8 protein-coding genes are annotated in these 19,313 nt (G+C 61.2%); 4 read left to right on the top strand and 4 right to left on the bottom strand.

Annotated elements, in window-relative coordinates:
* On the bottom strand, positions 1-9,962 hold a 9,962-nt coding region (locus tag ACT9T4_RS20720), incomplete at its 3' end, for an Ig-like domain-containing protein (protein ID WP_499118734.1).
* A gap of 311 nt (positions 9,963-10,273) precedes the next feature.
* Here ACT9T4_RS20720 and ACT9T4_RS20715 point away from each other — a divergent pair.
* From ACT9T4_RS20715 to ACT9T4_RS20705, 3 genes are read left to right on the top strand one after another with little or no spacing between them, the layout of a single operon-like run.
* Positions 10,274-11,620 carry a TolC family outer membrane protein gene (locus ACT9T4_RS20715; protein WP_042555063.1) on the top strand — a complete coding sequence of 449 codons (1,347 nt, stop codon included), beginning with the start codon at positions 10,274-10,276 and terminating at the stop codon, positions 11,618-11,620.
* Between the two features lie 33 nt (positions 11,621-11,653).
* On the top strand, positions 11,654-13,810 hold the full coding sequence (locus tag ACT9T4_RS20710) for a type I secretion system permease/ATPase (RefSeq protein WP_042555062.1): 2,157 nt from the start codon (positions 11,654-11,656) through the stop codon (positions 13,808-13,810).
* Between the two features lie 58 nt (positions 13,811-13,868).
* Positions 13,869-15,173: an HlyD family type I secretion periplasmic adaptor subunit gene (locus tag ACT9T4_RS20705; RefSeq protein WP_156152746.1), complete on the top strand. Its 1,305-nt coding sequence runs from the start codon at positions 13,869-13,871 to the stop codon at positions 15,171-15,173.
* A gap of 26 nt (positions 15,174-15,199) precedes the next feature.
* Here the strand turns inward: ACT9T4_RS20705 and dspII are convergent, their stop codons facing one another.
* The 3 genes from dspII to ACT9T4_RS20690 are packed head-to-tail and all read right to left on the bottom strand — an operon-like array spanning position 15,200 to position 18,426.
* Complete coding sequence (gene dspII, locus ACT9T4_RS20700) at positions 15,200-16,303, bottom strand: enoyl-CoA hydratase/isomerase DspII (RefSeq protein WP_499118731.1); 1,104 nt, start codon at positions 16,301-16,303, stop codon at positions 15,200-15,202.
* A 31-nt stretch (positions 16,304-16,334) separates the two neighbouring features.
* The gene (locus tag ACT9T4_RS20695; RefSeq protein WP_042555059.1) at positions 16,335-17,153 is read right to left on the bottom strand and encodes an enoyl-CoA hydratase; all 819 of its coding nucleotides are present in this window, start codon (positions 17,151-17,153) and stop codon (positions 16,335-16,337) included.
* Positions 17,154-17,178: 25 nt separating this feature from the next.
* On the bottom strand, positions 17,179-18,426 hold the full coding sequence (locus ACT9T4_RS20690; protein WP_042555058.1) for an ABC transporter substrate-binding protein: 1,248 nt from the start codon (positions 18,424-18,426) through the stop codon (positions 17,179-17,181).
* Between the two features lie 194 nt (positions 18,427-18,620).
* Here ACT9T4_RS20690 and ung point away from each other — a divergent pair, with 194 nt between their 5' ends.
* Positions 18,621-19,313: a uracil-DNA glycosylase gene (gene ung, locus ACT9T4_RS20685; RefSeq protein ID WP_042555057.1), complete on the top strand. Its 693-nt coding sequence runs from the start codon at positions 18,621-18,623 to the stop codon at positions 19,311-19,313.

Raw genomic sequence — 19,313 nt, 5'->3', positions numbered from 1 at the left:
CGTACGTCGATCTCTCCGTTGAGTTCAGCCTTGCTGATCACGCCGTCGTTGTTGGCGTCTTCGGTGATGGTGACGACTGGAGCAGCACCGGTGGTGCCGGCCAGGGTGTCGACCTTGGCGGTGTCGGTACCTTTTTCGGAGGTGTTGCCGAACTGGTCACGCAGGGTAGCTTCGACGGTGAGGGTGTTGCCTTCACCCGGGTTGGCGAAGGTAGTTGTGACGAAGCCTGCGGTGATTTGTGCTGCAGTCAGGGTAATGGTCTGCGGCGTGGTGCCGTTGGTGATGACCAGCGTGTCGCCAGCCACCGCACCAGCTGGCAGGCCTACGCGTACGTCGATCTCTCCGTTGAGTTCAGCCTTGCTGATCACGCCGTCGTTGTTGGCGTCTTCGGTGATGGTGACGACCGGAGCAGCACCCGTGGTGCCGGCCAGGGTGTCGACCTTGGCGGTGTCGGTACCTTTCTCGGAGGTGTTGCCGAACTGGTCGCGCAGGGTGGCTTCGACGGTCAGCGTGTTGCCTTCGCCCGGGTTAGCGAAGGTAGTCGTGACGAAGCCTGCGGTGATTTGCGCAGCCGTGAGCGTGATGGTCTGCGGCGTCGTGCCGTTGGTGATTACCAGCGTGTCGCCAGTCACCGCACCGGCTGGCAGGCCTACGCGTACGTCGATCTCTCCGTTGAGCTCGGACTTGCTGATCACGCCGTCGTTGTTGGCATCTTCGGTGATGGTGACGACCGGAGCAGCACCGGTGGTGCCGGCCAGGGTGTCGACCTTGGCGGTGTCGGTACCTTTCTCGGAGGTGTTGCCGAACTGGTCACGCAGGGTGGCTTCGACGGTCAGCGTGTTGCCTTCGCCCGGGTTGGCGAAGGTGGTTGTGACGAAACCTGCGGTGATTTGCGCAGCCGTCAGGGTAATGGTCTGCGGCGTTGTGCCGTTGGTGATGACCAGCGTATCGCCAGCCACTGCACCGGCTGGCAGGCCTACGCGTACGTCGATCTCTCCATTGAGCTCGGACTTGCTGATCACGCCGTCGTTGTTGGCGTCTTCGGTGATGGTGACGACTGGGGCCGCGCCGGTGTCGCCGGCAAGGGTGTCGATAGCGCCGTTGTCGGTAGCGCTGCCAGTATTGCCAGCTGGATCCGTAACCTGAGCATCAACGGTGTATGGGCCTTCAGCCAGTGTCTGCGGTACATCGACTGTGTAGCCGCCGCCAGCCAGAACCGGCGTGGTGAAGGTAAAGCTCGTGCCGTTCTGGGTAACGGTCAGGGTGACGATGCTACCCACCGGCGCATCGGTCGTACCGGTAATGGTCGGGGTGGTGTCGTTGCTAATCGCCGGAGCATCGACGCTGATGGTCGGTGCGGTGGTGTCGACGCTATAGCCTTCGGTATCGGAGGCGGTGCCAACGTTGCCGGCAGCATCGGTGGTGCTGATGCTCGCATCGATGGTGCGGTCGCTATCAGCCGCCAGGTCGGCACCTGGGACATTGATGCTGAAGCCCAGAGTTCCGTTGGTGTTGGTGACCAGGCCGGTAAAGGTCTTGCCATTGACGGTCAGGGTGACGGTGTCACCAACCTTGGCGTCGCCGCCGACGGTGCCGGTAACCGGGATCTGCTGACCGGCTTCGGTGCTGTTGATCACGTCATCGGCGGTGATATTGGCATCGAGGGTGATGGTCGGCACTGGAGCAGTGGTGTCGACGCTATAGCCTTCAGTGTCGGAGGCGGTGCCGACGTTACCGGCTGCATCGGTGGTGCTGATGCTGGCGGTAATGGTCTGGCCAGCGTCGGCAACCAGGTCGGCGCCTGGAACATTGATGCTAAAGCCCAGAGTGCCGTTGGTATTGGTGACCAGGCCGGTGAAGTTCTTGCCATTGACGGTCAGGGTAACGGTGTCACCAACCTTGGCGTCGCCGCCAACGGTGCCGGTAACCGGAATCTGCTGACCGGCCTCGGTGCTGTTGATCACGTCATCAGCGGTGATGTTGGCGTCGAGGGTGATGGTCGGCACTGGAGCAGTGGTGTCGACGCTATAGCCTTCGGTGTCGGAGGCGGTGCCGACGTTGCCGGCAGCATCGGTGGTGCTGATGCTGGCATCGATGGTGCGGTCGCTATCAGCCGCCAAGTCGGCGCCTGGGACATTGATGCTGAAGCCCAAGGTCCCATTGGTGTTGGTGACTAGACCGGTGAAGGTCTTGCCATTGACGGTCAGGGTGACGGTGTCACCAACCTTGGCGTCGCCGCCAACGGTGCCGGTAACCGGGATCTGCTGACCGGCTTCGGTGCTGTTGATCACGTCATCGGCGGTGATGTTGGCATCGAGGGTGATGGTGGGCACTGGAGCAGTGGTGTCGACGCTATAGCCTTCGGTATCGGAGGCGGTGCCGACGTTACCGGCGGCATCGGTGGTGCTGATGCTGGCGGTGATGGTCTGGCCAGCGTCGGCAACCAGGTCGGCGCCTGGAACATTGATACTGAAGCCCAGAGTGCCGTTGGTGTTGCTCACCAGGCCAGTGAAGGTCTTGCCATTGACGGTCAGGGTAACGGTGTCACCAACCTTGGCGTCGCCGCCAACGGTGCCGGTGACCGGAATCTGCTGACCGGCCTCGGTGCTGTTGATCACGTCATCGGCAGTGATATTGGCATCGAGAGTGATGGTGGGCACTGGAGCAGTGGTGTCGACGCTATAGCCTTCGGTGTCGGAGGCGGTGCCGACGTTGCCGGCTGCATCTGTAGTGCTGATGCTGGCGGTAATGGTCTGGCCAGCGTCGGCAACCAAGTCGGCGCCTGGAACATTGATACTGAAGCCCAAGTTCCCATTGGTGTTTGTGACCAGGCCGGTGAAGGTCTTGCCATTGACGGTCAGGGTGACGGTGTCGCCAACCTTGGCGTCGCCGCCAACGGTGCCGGTAACCGGAATCTGCTGACCGGCCTCGGTGCTGTTGATCACGTCATCAGCGGTGATGTTGGCGTCGAGGGTGATGGTCGGCACTGGAGCAGTGGTGTCGACGCTATAGCCTTCAGTGTCGGAGGCGGTGCCGACGTTGCCGGCAGCATCGGTGGTGCTGATGCTGGCATCGACGGTGCGGTCGCTATCAGCCGCCAATTCGGCGCCTGGGACATTGATGCTGAAGCCCAGAGTGCCGTTGGTGTTGGTGACCAGACCGGTGAAGGTCTTGCCATTGACGGTCAGGGTGACGGTGTCACCAACCTTGGCGTCGCCGCCGACGGTGCCGGTAACCGGGATCTGCTGACCGGCCTCGGTGCTGTTGATCACGTCATCGGCAGTGATATTGGCATCGAGGGTGATGGTCGGCACTGGAGCTGTAACGTCGATAGCACCGCTGTCAGTGGCCGAACCGATGTTGCCAGCCGGATCCGAGACCTGAGCGACGACGGTGTATGGACCTTCGGCCAATGCTTGCGGCACATCGACGGTGTAGGTGCTGCCAGCCAGAACCGGCGTAGTCACGGTAATGACGGTGCTGCCCTGTGTAATGGTCAGGGTGACGGTGCTGCCCACTGGCGCATCGGTTGTGCCGGTGATGGTAGGTGTCGTGTCGTTGGTGATTGCAGGGGCATCGACTGTGATGCTCGGGGCTGTGGTGTCGATGGCACCGCTATCGGTAGCGCTGCCGGTATTGCCCGCAGCATCCGTGACCTCTGCGTCGACGCTATAAGGGCCTTCACTCAACGCTTGTGGCACGTCCACGCTGTAAGTGCCGCCAGCCAGCACGGGAGTGGTCACGTTGAAGACGGTAGTACCCTGAGTGATTGTCAGAGTCACGGTGCTGCCCACCGGCGCGTCGGTCGTGCCGGTGATGGTTGGCGTCGTGTCGTTGGTGGTTGCTGGTGCATCCACGGTGATTGCCGGGGCAGTGGTATTGATGGCTCCGGTGTCGGTCGCCGTACCGGTATTGCCAGCCGGATCAGTGACCTGAGCGCCAACGGTATACGGGCCCTCAGCCAATGCCTGCGGCACATCAACGGTATAGGTGCCACCAGCCAGAACCGGGGTAGTCACGGTAATGACGGTGTTGCCCTGTGTAATGGTCAGGGTCACGGAGCTGCCAACCGGCGCATCAGTTGTGCCGGTAATGGTCGGGGTGGTGTCGTTGGTAATCGCCGGCGCATCAACGGTAATCGCAGGAGCGGTAGTGTCGATTGCACCGCTATCAGTAGCGGTGCCTGTGTTGCCAGCCGGATCAGTGACCTGAGCGCCAACGGTATACGGACCCTCAGCCAATGCCTGCGGCACATCAACGGTATAGGTGCCACCAGTCAGAACGGGCGTGGTCACGGTAATAACGTTGGTGCCCTGGGTGATCGTCAGCGTGACAGTGCTACCAACCGGTGCATCGGTGGTGCCGGAGATGGTCGGGGTGGTGTCGTTGGTAATCGCAGGGGCATCAACGGTGATGGTCGGCGGCGTCGTGTCGATGGCGCCGCTATCGGTAGCCGTACCCGTGTTGCCAGCCGGATCGGTAACTTGGGCGTCGACGGTGTACGGACCTTCGGCCAGTGCCTGCGGCACATCAACGGTGTAGGTGCCACCAGCTAGAACCGGGGTGGTCACGGTAATGACGTTGGTGCCTTGAGTAATGGTCAGGGTAACGGTGCTGCCCACTGGCGCATCGGTGGTGCCAGAGATAGTTGGAGTGGTGTCATTGCTGACAGCCGGAGCATCAACGGTAATCGCCGGAGCAGTCGTATCGATTGCACCGCTATCAGTAGCGGTGCCTGTGTTGCCAGCCGGGTCAGTTACCTGAGCAGCAACGGTGTAAGGACCTTCAGCCAATGCCTGCGGTACATCGACGGTATAAGTGCCGCCAGCCAACACCGGCGTGTTCACGGTAATGACGTTGGTGCCTTGAGTAATGGTCAGTGTGACAGTGCTGCCAACCGGCGCATCGGTTGTGCCGGTAATGGTCGGGGTGGTGTCGTTGCTGACAGCCGGCGCATCAACGGTAATCGCCGGAGCAGTGGTGTCGATTGCACCGCTATCGGTAGCGGTGCTTGTGTTGCCAGCCGGGTCAGTTACCTGAGCACCAACGGTGTAAGGACCTTCAGCCAATGCTTGCGGTACATCGACGGTATAAGTGCCACCAGCCAGAACTGGAGTAGTTACGGTCGTGACGGTGCTGCCCTGGGTGATCGTCAGTGTGACAGTGCTACCAACCGGGGCATCGGTGGTGCCGGTAATGGTCGGCGTCGTGTCATTGCTGACAGCCGGAGCATCAACGGTAATCGCCGGAGCAGTGGTGTCGATTGCACCGCTATCGGTCGCGGTACCGGTATTGCCTGCTGGATCAGTGACCTGAGCGCCAACGGTATACGGGCCCTCGGCCAATGCCTGCGGCACATCAACGGTATAGGTGCCACCAGCCAGAACCGGGGTAGTCACGGTAATGATGGTAGTGCTCTGGGTGATCGTCAGCGTGACAGTGCTACCAACCGGAGCATCGGTTGTACCGGTAATGGTCGGCGTAGTGTCATTGCTGACAGCCGGCGCATCGACGGTAATCGCTGGAGCGGTTGTATCGATGGCGCCACTATCGGTAGCCGAACCTGTGTTGCCAGCCGGATCGGTAACTTGAGCGCCAACGGTGTAAGGGCCTTCAGCCAACGCTTGAGGAACATCGACTGCATAGGTGCCACCAGCCAGAACCGGGGTAGTCACGGTAATGACGGTGTTGCCCTGTGTAATGGTCAGGGTAACAGTGCTACCCACTGGGGCATCGGTGGTGCCAGAAATGGTCGGGGTTGTGTCATTGCTGACCGCAGGAGCATCAACGGTAATCGCAGGTGCGGTTGTATCGATGGCACCAGAGTCGGTAGCCGAACCAGTGTTGCCAGCTGGATCAGTGACCTGAGCGCCAACGGTATACGGACCCTCAGCCAGTGCCTGCGGCACATCAACGGTATAGGTGCCACCAGCCAGAACCGGCGTGGTCACGGTAATGACGTTGGTGCCCTGAGTAATGGTCAGAGTAACGGTGCTACCCACTGGCGCATCGGTTGTGCCAGAGATAGTTGGAGTGGTGTCATTGCTGACAGCCGGCGCATCAACGGTAATCGCCGGAGCAGTGGTGTCGATGGCACCAGAGTCGGTAGCCGAACCAGTGTTGCCAGCCGGATCGGTAACTTGAGCGCCAACGGTATACGGGCCCTCAGCCAATGCCTGCGGCACATCAACGGTATAGGTGCCACCAGCCAGAACCGGGGTAGTCACGGTAATGACGGTGCTGCCTTGGGTGATCGTCAGCGTGACAGTGCTACCAACCGGAGCATCGGTTGTACCGGATATGGTCGGCGTAGTGTCATTGCTGACAGCCGGCGCATCGACAGTAATTGCCGGAGCAGTGGTATCGATTGCACCGCTATCGGTAGCGGAACCAGTGTTGCCAGCCGGATCAGTGACCTGAGCGCCAACGGTATACGGGCCCTCAGCCAATGCCTGCGGCACATCAACGGTATAGGTGCCACCAGCCAACACCGGCGTGGTCACGGTAATGACGTTGGTGCCTTGGGTAATGGTCAGCGTGACAGTGCTGCCAACCGGCGCATCGGTGGTGCCGGAGATGGTCGGGGTTGTGTCGTTGGTAATCGCAGGGGCATCAACGGTGATGGTCGGCGGCGTCGTGTCGATTGCACCGCTATCGGTAGCCGAACCAGTATTGCCAGCTGGATCGGTAACTTGAGCGCCAACGGTGTAAGGGCCTTCAGCCAACGCTTGCGGTACATCGACGGTATAGGTGCCACCAGCCAGAACCGGGGTAGTCACGGTAATGACGGTGTTGCCCTGTGTAATGGTCAGGGTTACGGAGCTGCCAACCGGCGCATCAGTTGTGCCGGTAATGGTCGGGGTGGTGTCGTTGGTAATCGCCGGCGCATCAACGGTAATCGCAGGAGCGGTAGTGTCGATTGCACCGCTATCGGTAGCGGTGCCTGTGTTGCCAGCCGGATCAGTGACCTGAGCACCAACGGTGTACGGGCCTTCGGCCAATGCCTGCGGTACATCAACGGTGTAGGTGCCACCAGCCAACACCGGCGTGGTCACGGTAATGACGTTGGTGCCCTGGGTGATCGTCAGCGTGACAGTGCTGCCAACCGGCGCATCGGTGGTGCCGGAGATGGTCGGGGTGGTGTCGTTGGTAATCGCAGGGGCATCAACGGTGATGGTCGGCGGCGTCGTGTCGATTGCACCGCTATCGGTAGCCGAACCAGTATTGCCAGCTGGATCGGTAACTTGAGCGCCAACGGTGTAAGGGCCTTCAGCCAACGCTTGCGGTACATCGACGGTATAGGTGCCACCAGCCAGAACCGGAGTAGTCACGGTAATGACGGTGTTGCCCTGTGTAATGGTCAGGGTTACGGAGCTGCCAACCGGCGCATCAGTTGTGCCGGTAATGGTCGGGGTGGTGTCGTTGGTAATCGCCGGCGCATCAACGGTAATCGCAGGAGCGGTAGTGTCGATTGCACCGCTATCGGTAGCGGTGCCTGTGTTGCCAGCCGGATCAGTGACCTGAGCACCAACGGTGTACGGGCCTTCGGCCAATGCCTGCGGTACATCAACGGTGTAGGTGCCACCAGCCAACACCGGCGTGGTCACGGTAATGACGTTGGTGCCCTGGGTGATCGTCAGCGTGACAGTGCTGCCAGCCGGCGCATCGGTTGTGCCGGAGATGGTTGGCGTAGTGTCATTGCTGACAGCCGGCGCATCGACAGTAATTGCTGGAGCAGTGGTATCGATTGCACCGCTATCGGTCGCGGTACCGGTATTGCCTGCTGGATCAGTTACCTGAGCACCAACGGTGTAAGGACCTTCAGCCAATGCTTGCGGTACATCGACGGTATAAGTGCCACCAGCCAACACCAGCGTGGTCACGGTAATGACGCTGGTGCCCTGAGTAATCGTCAGGGTGACAGTGCTGCCAACCGGTGCATCGGTGGTGCCGGAGATGGTTGGAGTGGTGTCGTTGGTAACTGCAGGGGTATCAACGGTGATGACCGGCGACGTCGTGTCGATTGCACCGCTATCGGTAGCGGTACCGGTATTGCCAGCCGGATCAGTGACCTGAGCGCCAACGGTATACGGGCCCTCAGCCAATGCCTGCGGCACATCGACGGTATAAGTGCCACCAGCCAGAACCGGCGTGGTCACGGTAATGACGTTGGTGCCTTGAGTAATGGTCAGAGTAACGGTGCTACCCACTGGCGCATCGGTTGTGCCAGAGATAGTTGGAGTGGTGTCATTGCTGACAGCAGGCGCATCGACGGTAATCGCCGGAGCAGTGGTGTCGATGGCACCAGAGTCGGTAGCCGAACCTGTGTTGCCAGCCGGATCGGTAACTTGAGCGCCAACGGTGTAAGGGCCTTCAGCCAATGCTTGCGGTACATCGACAGTATAAGTGCCACCAGCCAGAACGGGCGTGGTCACGGTAATGACGGTAGTGCCCTGAGTAATCGTCAGGGTGACAATGCTGCCAACCGGCGCATCGGTGGTGCCGGAGATGGTCGGGGTGGTGTCGTTACTGACAGCAGGCGCATCGACGGTAATCGCAGGAGCAGTGGTATCGATTGCACCGCTATCGGTAGCTGAACCTGTGTTGCCTGCTGGATCGGTAACTTGAGCGCCAACGGTATACGGGCCCTCAGCCAATGCCTGCGGCACATCAACGGTATAAGTGCCACCAGCCAGAACCGGCGTAGTCACGGTAATGACGTTGGTGCCCTGAGTGATTGTCAGAGTCACGGTGCTGCCGACCGGCGCATCGGTGGTGCCGGAGATGGTCGGCGTAGTGTCATTACTGACAGCCGGCGCATCGACGGTAATCGCAGGAGCGGTTGTATCGATAGCGCCAGAGTCGGTAGCCGAACCTGTGTTGCCAGCCGGATCAGTGACCTGAGCACCAACGGTGTAAGGACCTTCAGCCAATGCCTGCGGTACATCGACGGTATAAGTGCCGCCAGCCAGAACCGGGGTAGTCACGATAATGACGGTGCTGCCTTGGGTTATCGTCAACGTTACGTTGCTGCCAACCGGTGCATCTGTCGTGCCGGTGATGGTCGGTGTGGTATCGCTGGTGACCGCCGGTGCATTGACGGTAATCACAGGCGCGGTGGTGTCCACGGTGTACGGACGATCGGCTGTAGCGGTGCCTGTATTGCCTGCAGCATCCACGCTGCTGAGCGTGGCGGTAATGCTGCTGAAGCCGCGCAGGTCGCCTGTGCCGACCGCAATGCTGAAGCCAAGGGTGCCGTTGCCGAGATCAATGACGGAACCGCTGTAGAGATTGCCGCCCACGTTCAGAGTGATCGAATCACCGACGTTCGCTTCGCCGCCGACCGTGCCGGTGACGACGATCGTGGCCCCGCCCAGTTCCGCGCTGTTGAGCAGATCGTCACCGCTGATCGGATCGATGCTGATGGTGACGACCGGGGCGGTGGTGTCCGAGCCATCCGCCGTGGTTGCAGCCGTGTTGGCAAAGATGGCCGGGTCGTTGTCTTCGATGAGATTGGAACCCGGCGTGCCTGGACCAGCAGTCTCGAAACCGATCGTCGGATCGACGCGCTGCGCGGTTTCACTCAGCATGACCGTGCTATGGCCACCACCAGCACTACCACCGCCGCCGCCTGCGCCGGGACCTGCTGCGGTTGGTTCCAGCTCGGTGGTCGGGTCGAAGCCGGCAGCCAGCGCCTGTTCGAGTTCGCTGTTCGCCGCCTGGCTTGCGCTATCGGCAACGTCCTGCGTTTCAGGGTTACCGGCTTGCCAGGAGCTGTTGGCGCCCAGCTTGACGACTTCGCCGTCTGCCAGCTCAAGAGTAACGGAGCCGCCATCCGCGGTGGTGACTTGCTCACCCGCGAAGACGCGGTCGCCTTCGAAGACCTGGCGTCTGAACCCGTCAACCGACATGACGAATACCTGGCCAATCAACGATTTGATGACAGCGGCGAAATTACTCATAAAACAGCTCCATGCGCGCACGCGCGAGGTAATCCTGTGAAATACGTCTATACCGGTTATAGCGGATATTGCAAAAAACGGATCGTCATATAATTGGCGGGTATTTATAATTGAATCAATTTCGCCAGACTATTGACCCTTTGGGTCTGATCATAAACAATCGCACGCGGTGATGTCACTTTGATATTTTCAGATTTTTGACGCGCCGTGAATCACTGTAAACCAAGCGGCAATGATAGGCTGTCGGCTGGTCATGCAGCGACTTGATATTTACCGACAAGCTGTCGGCTTTTATAGGGAATTCACAGATCATGCGTTTCATTGCCATTCTTCCTCTTGCCCTCGCGATTTCCGTTTCTGCCCAGGGGCAGACGCTCACCGAGGCCATGCAGAATGCACTCAACGTGCATCCTGAAATCCAGTCGGGCATCAACGCCCGGATGGCGGTCGAAGAGGAAATGAAGGCTGCCAAGGCCGGTTACCTGCCGCGGGTCGAACTGCAGGCCGGATATGGTCGCGAAGGCACCGACAACAACAGTACCCGTGGCGTCGATGATCGCGGCTATCGCACGCTCAACCGTTCCGAATCCAGCCTGACCGTCCAGCAGATGCTGTTCGACGGTTTCGCCACCCGAGGCGAAGTGGCTCGCCAGCGTGCGACCGTCAACGCCCGCGCCTATGCATTGTTGGCGAATTCCGAGCGCACCGCGCTGGAAGTGGCTCAGGTCTATCTCGAGGTACTGCAGCGTCAGGATCTGTTGCGCCTTGCAGAAGAGAACCTGCGCAGCCATGAACGCATCTACGATCAGATCTCCTTGCGCAGTGAGCGTGGGGTAGGGCGCATGGCCGACCTGGATCAGGCTGAAGCCCGCCTTGCCCAGGCGCGCAACAACCTGCTCACCGAACAGACCAATCTGGCCGATGCTCAGGTCACCTACCTCAGTGTCGTGGGGCGCGAAGCTACCGATTTGAGCATGCCTGACAGCATGGGTGTGTATCTGCCCGAAAGCCTGACTGCCGCCCGTGACGAATTGATGGCCAACAACCCCAACATCAGCTCCGCCGAGGCCGATGTGAAGGCGACCGAGGCGCAGTACCAGACGGCCAAGTCTTCGTATTACCCGCGCTTCGATGCGGAGCTGTCCACCGGGGCCAATCACAACGTCGATGGCGTCGAGGGGCAGAGCAACGAATGGCAGGCGATGGTGCGCATGCGCTACAACCTGTACGCCGGTGGCAGCGACAGCGCCAACATACGTTCCAAGGCCTACCTGAGCAACCAGGCGATGGATATCCGCAACAACGCATTGCGGGTGCTCAACGAAGAGGTCGGTCTGGCCTGGAACGCGTTGCAGAATGCCCGTGCGCAGTTACCGATCGCCCAGCAGTACGTCGATCACAGTTCCCGTGTGCGTGATTCCTATCAGAAGCAGTTCGGCCTGGGCGAGCGCACCCTGCTCGATCTGCTGGACAGCGAGAACGAGTACTTCACAGCCGCTCGTCGCCTGGAAGAAGTGCGTTTCACCGAGCTGTTCACCCACTACCGCATCAAGGCAACCACCGGCACGCTGCTCAAGAGCCAGGGCATCGCGGCGCCGGTCGCCTCGGTACCGCTGGATGTTATCAAGGCCGATGTGCAACTGCCCAAGTTGAACTAGAGTCAGGTTTTTCAGGTAAAGGGTAATTGTTCAGTGGCAGTAGAACCTGATCCATCCCAGCCGCGTAACGATCCTCGCGACCGCTACGACGACCCCCTGCTGGATAGTCTGCTGTCGTTGTGCAGTCTTCATCAGAAATCCGTCAGCAGGGCCATGCTCACCGCTGGGCTGCCCCTTCCCAAGCAGCGCCTGAGTGCCGAGCTGTTGCCGCGTGCAGCGGCTCGTGCCGGGCTGCAGGGGCGCTGGTTGCGCCGCAGTCTGCAAAAGATCCCCGAGCTGGCGATGCCTGCGCTGTTGCTGTTGCGCGATGGTCGTAGTGCTCTGTTGCTGGGCTGGGAGGCCGATGGCCAGGCGCGAATCATGCCCAGCGAGACCGAGGGTGGCGAGGTTCGGGTCAGCGTCGAGACCCTGGCCGAGGACTACAGCGGGCGCGTGTTCTTCGCCCAGCCTCAGCACAAGTTCGATTTCACCCGCGGCGAGCTGATTCCGCGGGCGGGTTCCTGGTTCCGTGACACCCTCATGCGATCGCGCTGGCTGTATATCGATGCGGTCGCTGCCAGTCTGTTGATCAACCTGATCGGTCTGGTCACTCCATTGTTCGTGATGAACGTCTATGATCGTGTGGTGCCGAACCAGGCGGAAGCGACTCTGTGGGTGCTGGCCGTTGGTATCTGTGGGGTGTTCATCTTCGATCTGCTGCTCAAGACACTGCGGGGCCTGTGTCTGGATTTGGCGGGCAAGAAGACCGACATGATCGTCTCGGCCACTCTGTTCGAGCGGATCATCGGCATGGCGATGAAGCATCGACCGGCGCGGGTCGGCAGCTTCGCCCAGAACATTCACGAATTTCAGAGCCTGCGTGATTTCCTCGCCTCGCTGACCCTGGCCAGCGTCATCGACCTGCCGTTCACCATCCTGATTCTTGCCGTGATCGCTTACCTTGGCGGGCATCTGGTGTGGATCCCCATTCTCGCGTTTCCGCTGGTCGCCCTGATTGGCTGGGCCCTGCAGCGGCCCTTGGCACAGACCATGGAGCGCAGCATGGCGCTGGCAGCCGAGCGCCAGTCCGGGCTGATCGAAAGTCTGGCTGGCCTCGATGCGGTGAAGGTCAACAACGCCGAAAGCGAACGCCAATACATGTGGGAGCAGACCATCGGCACCCTCGGTCGCTTCGAGCTGAAGGCACGCATGTTGTCGAGCCTGGCGATGAACTCGACGCTGCTGCTGCAGCAACTGGCGGGTGTGGTGGTCATCGTGCTCGGCGTTTATCAGATCATCGCTGGCAACCTGAGCATGGGCGGGTTGATCGCCTGTTACATGCTCAGCTCGCGCGCGTTGGGGCCCTTGGCGCAGGTTTCCGGTCTGCTGATCCGTTATCAGCAGGCCCGCGTGACCCTCGAATCCGTCAATCAAATGATGGAGCTGCCGCAGGAACGCCAGGCAGACGAGCGCCCGCTGAAACGCCAGACGCTGCAGGGCGGGATCGAATTCCGCCAGCTGGATTTCCATTACCCCGACCAGCAACAGGCCGCGTTGCAGAACATCAATCTGATGATTCGTCCTGGCGAGAAGGTCGGCATCATCGGCCGTAGCGGTTCGGGCAAGAGCTCCCTGGCCAAGCTCATCGTGGGCCTCTACCAGGCCGATGCCGGCAGCTTGCTGGTCGACGGCATCGATGTGCGCCAGCTGGATGTCAGTGACGTTCGCTACAACATCGGCTACGTCCCCCAGGATATTCAGCTGTTCGCCGGTACGCTGCGGGACAACCTGGTATCCGGTGCACGTTACGCCGAGGATGAGCTGGTGCTGCAGGCCGCCGAGCTTGCCGGCGTGCACGAATTCGCACGGCTGCACCCCAATGGTTACGAGTTGCAGGTGGGCGAGCGCGGTCAGAACCTCTCCGGCGGCCAGCGCCAGAACGTCGCGCTGGCTCGTGCATTGTTGCTCGACCCGCCGATTCTGCTTCTCGACGAACCCACCAGTGCCATGGACAACACCGGTGAGGAACGCCTCAAGCAGCGCCTTTCCGCGATCAGCAAGAACAAGACCTTGCTGCTGGTAACACACCGCGCCTCGATGCTTACCCTGGTCGAGCGTCTGGTCATCGTCGACCGTGGCCGCATCATCGCCGATGGCCCGAAAGAGAGCGTCATGGAGGCGTTGAAGAAGGGGCAGATCAGTGTCAGTTAGGGACTCTTTCAAGCGCTTTTGGGGCGGTGTTTCTGCTTACTTCGGTCCCCGTGACGAAGTGGGCGACGAGCCGCTGCCGGAAGTTCGCAAGGCCCTTATCGAGGATGCCCCCAGGGTCATGCGTCTCACGCTCTGGGGCATCATCGCCTTCGTCGTGTTCTGCCTGTTGTGGGCCAACTTCGCCGAGGTCGATGAAGTCACCCGGGGCGATGGCAAGGCCATACCATCCTCGCGGGTGCAGAAAATCCAGAACCTCGAGGGCGGCATCGTTTCCGAACTGTTCGTTCACGAAGGTCAGGTTGTCGAGGCCGGCACGCCGTTGCTGCGTCTCGACGACACGCGTTTTGCCTCCAACGTCGGTGAAACCGAGGCTGACCGTCTGTCGCTGGCCATGCGCGTGGAACGCCTGAGCGCGGAAGTCGAAGGACGCGAATTGGCCATCCCGGACGACATCGCCGAGAAGGCGCCAGGCCTGGCACAGAGCGAAAGGCAGTTGTTCCTCAGTCGCCAGCAACAGCTGCTGGACGAAGTGGCGGGTTTGCAGGAGCAGTTGACCCAGCGCCGCCAGGAAGTACGTGAGTTCGTCTCCAAGCAAGGCCAGTTCCGCAATAGCCTGGAGCTGTTGCGCCAGGAAATTCGCATGTCCGAGCCGTTGGTGGCGGATGGTGCGGTATCGCCAGTAGAAGTGCTGAGGCTCAAGCGAGCCGAGGTGGAAAGCCGCGGTCAGTTGGAGGCCACTGGCCTGGCCATCCCCCGTGCGGAGGCGGCGATTAAGGAAGTGGAGCGCAAGATCGACGAAACTCGCGGGCGTTTCCGCAGCGAGGCGCTGACTCAACTGAACGAGGCGCGTACCGACCTGAGCAAGATCCAGTCGACCGGCAAGGCGCTCGAAGACCGGGTCAACCGTACCCTGGTCACCTCGCCGGTGCGCGGTATCGTCAAGCAGTTGCTGGTCAACACCATCGGCGGGGTGATCCAGCCCGGTAGCGACATGGTCGAGATCGTGCCCATCGATGACACTCTGCTGGTCGAGGCACGCATCCGCCCACAAGACATCGCCTTCCTGCATCCGGGGCAGGAAGCGGTGGTCAAGTTCACCGCCTATGACTACACCATCTACGGCGGCCTCAAGGCCAAGCTGGAGCAGATCGGTGCGGACACCGTGACCGACGAGGAAGGCAACAGCTTCTACCTGATCAAGCTGCGTACCGAGAAAAGCCACCTCGGCACCGAAGAGCGGCCTTTGCTGATCATCCCCGGCATGGTCACCTCGGTGGATATCATCACGGGCAAGAAGAGCGTGCTCAGCTACCTGCTCAAGCCGATCATCCGCGCCCGCGCCGAAGCTTTACGCGAGCGCTGAACCCTGTCTCACTCGGCTAGCGACACCTAGCCGAGGCGAGCCAGCGGGTGCTCGCCGTCTAGCTTGGCGAAGTGTGATTCGACCACCTGCGTCGGCACGCTGGCCACATCCGGCCAATGCCAGTGCGGGGTGTGGTCCTTGTCGATCAGCCTGGCCCGCACCCCTTCAGCGAATTCCGGAAGTCGGCAGCAGTTCAGGCTCATGCCGTATTCCATCCGAAACACCTGGGCCAGAGACAGGTGCCGTGCTCGCCGGATCTGCTCCCACACCAGATGACCCGTCAGCGGACATCCTCCCAGCAGGGTCCTGGCGGCTTTGGCCAGCAGGGCATCGTCGTCATTCTCCAGAGCCGCTAGCGCCTTCCAGCTGAGGGGCAGGTTGGACTGGTCGAGCAGCCTGTCGATACGCTCCCTGCGCGGTAGCCACTGGGCACTTGGCAGTTCGCTGCGTGCCTGGCGTTCCAGAGCCTGGAGCAGGCTGTGCAGCTGCAGATCCGGCTGCTCACGCCAGTTCAGTTGAATCAACCCGTCGATCAACGCGTCCTGCTGGGTATCGAGCATGAAACGATCGGCCAGATTCAGGTCGAGAGCGTCGCGGGCGTTCATCGGGCTGGCCGTCAGGCCGAAGAACAGGCCGAGCTTGCCGGGCAGCCTGGACAGGAAATGGCTGGCACCGACATCCGGGAACAGGCCGATGCTGACCTCGGGCATGGCCAGGCGGCTACTCGGCGTGACGATACGAATCCCTGCGCCCTGCAGCAACCCCATGCCGCCGCCCAGCACGTGGCCGTGCGCCCAGCAGATCAGGGGTTTGCGGTAAGTGTGCAGGTAATGGTCGAGGCGGTATTCATGGGCGAAGAAACGCTGCGCCAGGTCTGGTGTTTCACCCGGGTTGGCCAGGCAGCGCTTGGCCAGTTGCACCACGTCTCCCCCGGCGCAGAACGCCTTGCCGCCATTGCCGCGCAGCAGTACGCAGGCGATGCGCGGGTCATCGGCCCAGGCCTGCAGGCGATCCTGCAGGGCGTCGATCATCGGCAGTGACAGGGCGTTGAGGCTGTTGGGAGCGTCCAGGCTGGCGATCCCGATCAGATAACCATGCAGGCTGGAGCGTTCTTCAAAGGTGACATTCATGTCGATTTCCAGAGGCTGTTGCCAGTAAACATCAGGTGTTGCGCCACTGCGCCGGGCGCTTCTCCAGGAAGGCGTTGACCCCCTCGCGAGTGTCGGCAGCATCGAACAGGTCGACGAAGCGCTCGCGCTCCGCGGGTAACCAGGTGTTGGGCGCCCGTTCACGGGCGCCCTGGATAAGTGGCTTGATGGCGCGCACCGCCACCGGGCTCTGGCTGGCCACCTTGGAGGCCAGCAGTAGGGCATGGCCACGCGCTTCGCCGTCGTCCACCACTTGTTCGACCAGGCCGATGCGCAGGGCCGTCTGCGCATCGACCCGCTCGCCACAGAGGATCATCCGCTTGGCCCAGCCTTCGCCCACCAGCCAGGGCAGATGCTGGGTGCCACCTGCGCAGGGCAGCAGGCCGACGCTGGCCTCCGGCAGCGCCATCTGTGCTTGGCGTTCGGCGATTCGAATGTCGCAGGCTAGCGCGCACTCCAGCCCACCGCCCATGGCGTAGCCATTGATTGCGGCAATCGACACGCCGCGAAAGTCACGAAGTCGCTCGAAGGCTTCGCCGAAACGGCTGGCCATTTCCCGGGCGCGGGCCTTGTCGCCGTCGGCGAACAGCTTCAGGTCGGCACCGGCGGAAAAGAACTTGCCGCCCTGGCCGGTGATTACCAATGCGTAAATATCGTCGTCACGGTCCAGGTGTTCGATCAGGTGCTTGAGGCCGATCAGTGACTCGCGATCCCAGGTGTTGGCTGGCGGATTGTTGATGGTCAGCAGGGCCGTGTGGCCATGCTTCTCCACGGTGAGTTTGTGGGTGAGGTCGAAGATACCGGGTTTGTAAGGTTCGATTGCCGTACTCATGGGGCGTCCTCTGCAGTGCCTCTACTTACTGTAGCGTCAATGGTTGCCCGGCGTTGCGTCGTTCGGTCTGCCAGGTGGCCAGGTCGGGCAGGCCAGTGCCGCCATCCAGGCGCTCGACGATTTCGAAGTAATCCTGCTTGAGCGGGTCCTTGAGCACCTCGGAGCGGTGTTTCACTTTCACGGCATACACCGTCTGCACGTTCTGGTGGTCGAAACCGCGCCATTGCTGGCGGTCCTTGAGCAGCGTATAGCTGTGGCCTTCCAACGCCTTGATCAGGGCTTCGCTGTCCAGGCTGCCGGCACGCTTGGCTGCATCCGCCCATTGCTGAACGATGCTGTAGGCCGACGCCGCCGAGCTGGATGGATACATGGCGTAGCGCTCGCTGTAAGCCTTGACGAAGGCTTTGCCGGGGGCCGAGTTTTCCAGCTCCGGTACGCGCCAGGTCCAGGGTTCGGTACCGACTACACCTTCCATCAAGCCTGGCCCTGCCTGTTCGACGATGCTTTGCGTGAGGTTGGGGGCGACGATCTGCATGCGTGAGGTGAGGCCGAGGTCCTTGGCGATGCGCATCGCACGCACCAGATCCTCTCCAAACAACACCAGCGCCAGTACCTCGGCATTGCTGGCAGCTGCCTGGGTCAGTGCGTTCTGGTAATCGCCCAGATTGGCGCCGGGAAAGGGCACCTTGAGACCTGGGTGCTTGGCTGAGTCTTCGGTTTTGGTGGTCTGGCGCAGCGAGCTCTCGGTGGTATTGCCCCAGGTGTAATCGGCGGTGACGTAGAAGTAGCGTTTGTCGGGCAACTGTTTGTTCAGGTACTGCCCCAATACCCGGGCACTCATCCAGGCGTTGTTGCACTCGCGGAACATGTAGCGGTGCCCATCTTTGCCGGTGGTGTCGTTCGAGTAGGTGAGGGTGCCGAAGTACAGCAGCCCGTGCTGCGCCGCTCGCTTGCCTGCGGCAATGGCCACTGCGCTGGAGGCTCCGCCGAAGAGCATCGACGCACCTTCCTTGGCCAGTTTGTCGACATTGCGTTCGGCCTTTTCCGGCCGGGACGCGTCGTCCAGGCTGGACAGGCGCAGGCTTCGACCCAGCACGCCACCTTGAGCGTTGAGCTCGTCGATGGCCAGCAAGGCACCACGCATCTGCGCGAGGCCTTCCTCCTTGTAGCTCCCGGTGCGTGGGTAGTTGAGACCCAGGGTGATGGGGTCGGCGGCCTGCGCACAGGCATTGAATCCGACGCACAGGGCGAGAAAGGCGAGCAATCGTCTCATGATGCGTTCCTTGTTTTTATTGGGGTGCTGGCCGCTCCGTTTTACGCTTTTCTCAGCCTGATGTGTGATTCGCTTTTGGCATAAGAATCGGCTTCCTTCGATCTTTTTCTTGGGGGTGTGCCGGGCTGTCAGCCTTGACTTGATCTGTGCGCTTCTCTAGCGTGCCGATTCCATTGATTTACCCGGGAGCAGGCATGTCCGCCGCAGATAAGGTCAAGCTGGAAGCCGGCTGGAAACAGGCGCTTTACGAGGAGTTCGACAAACCTTACATGAGCGCCCTGGGCGACTTTCTGCGTCAGGAGAAGGCCGCTGGCAAGGAGATCTATCCGCCGGGCCCGCTGATTTTCAATGCGCTCGATTCCACCCCCCTGGATCGGGTCAAGGTGGTGATCATCGGCCAGGACCCCTATCACGGCCCAGGCCAGGCGCATGGCCTGTGCTTCTCGGTGCAGCCGGGCGTGGCCACTCCGCCGTCGCTGGTGAACATCTACAAAGAACTCAAGCGCGACCTGAACATCGACATTCCCGGCCACGGCTATCTGCAATCCTGGGCCGAGCAGGGCGTGCTGCTGCTCAACACATCGCTGACCGTGGAGCGCGCCAATGCCGGCTCCCACGCCGCCAAGGGCTGGCAGCCATTTACCGACCGGATCATCTCGGTGGTCAGCGAGCAACGTCCGCGTCTGGTGTTCCTGCTGTGGGGGGCACATGCACAGAGCAAGGAGCGGCTGATCGATACCGGCAAGCATCTGGTGCTGCGTTCGCCGCATCCGTCACCGCTGTCCGCGCATCGCGGCTTCATCGGTAACGGTCACTTCAGTCGCACCAACAAATTCCTCGAGCAGCACGGCCTGGCACCTATCGACTGGCGCTTGCCGGCTGCCTAG

The sequence above is a fragment of the Pseudomonas sp. SZ40 genome, assembly GCF_052958135.1.
The sequence above is the reverse complement of the archived record's forward strand: the minus strand, read 5'-3'. Positions and strand labels throughout refer to the sequence as shown.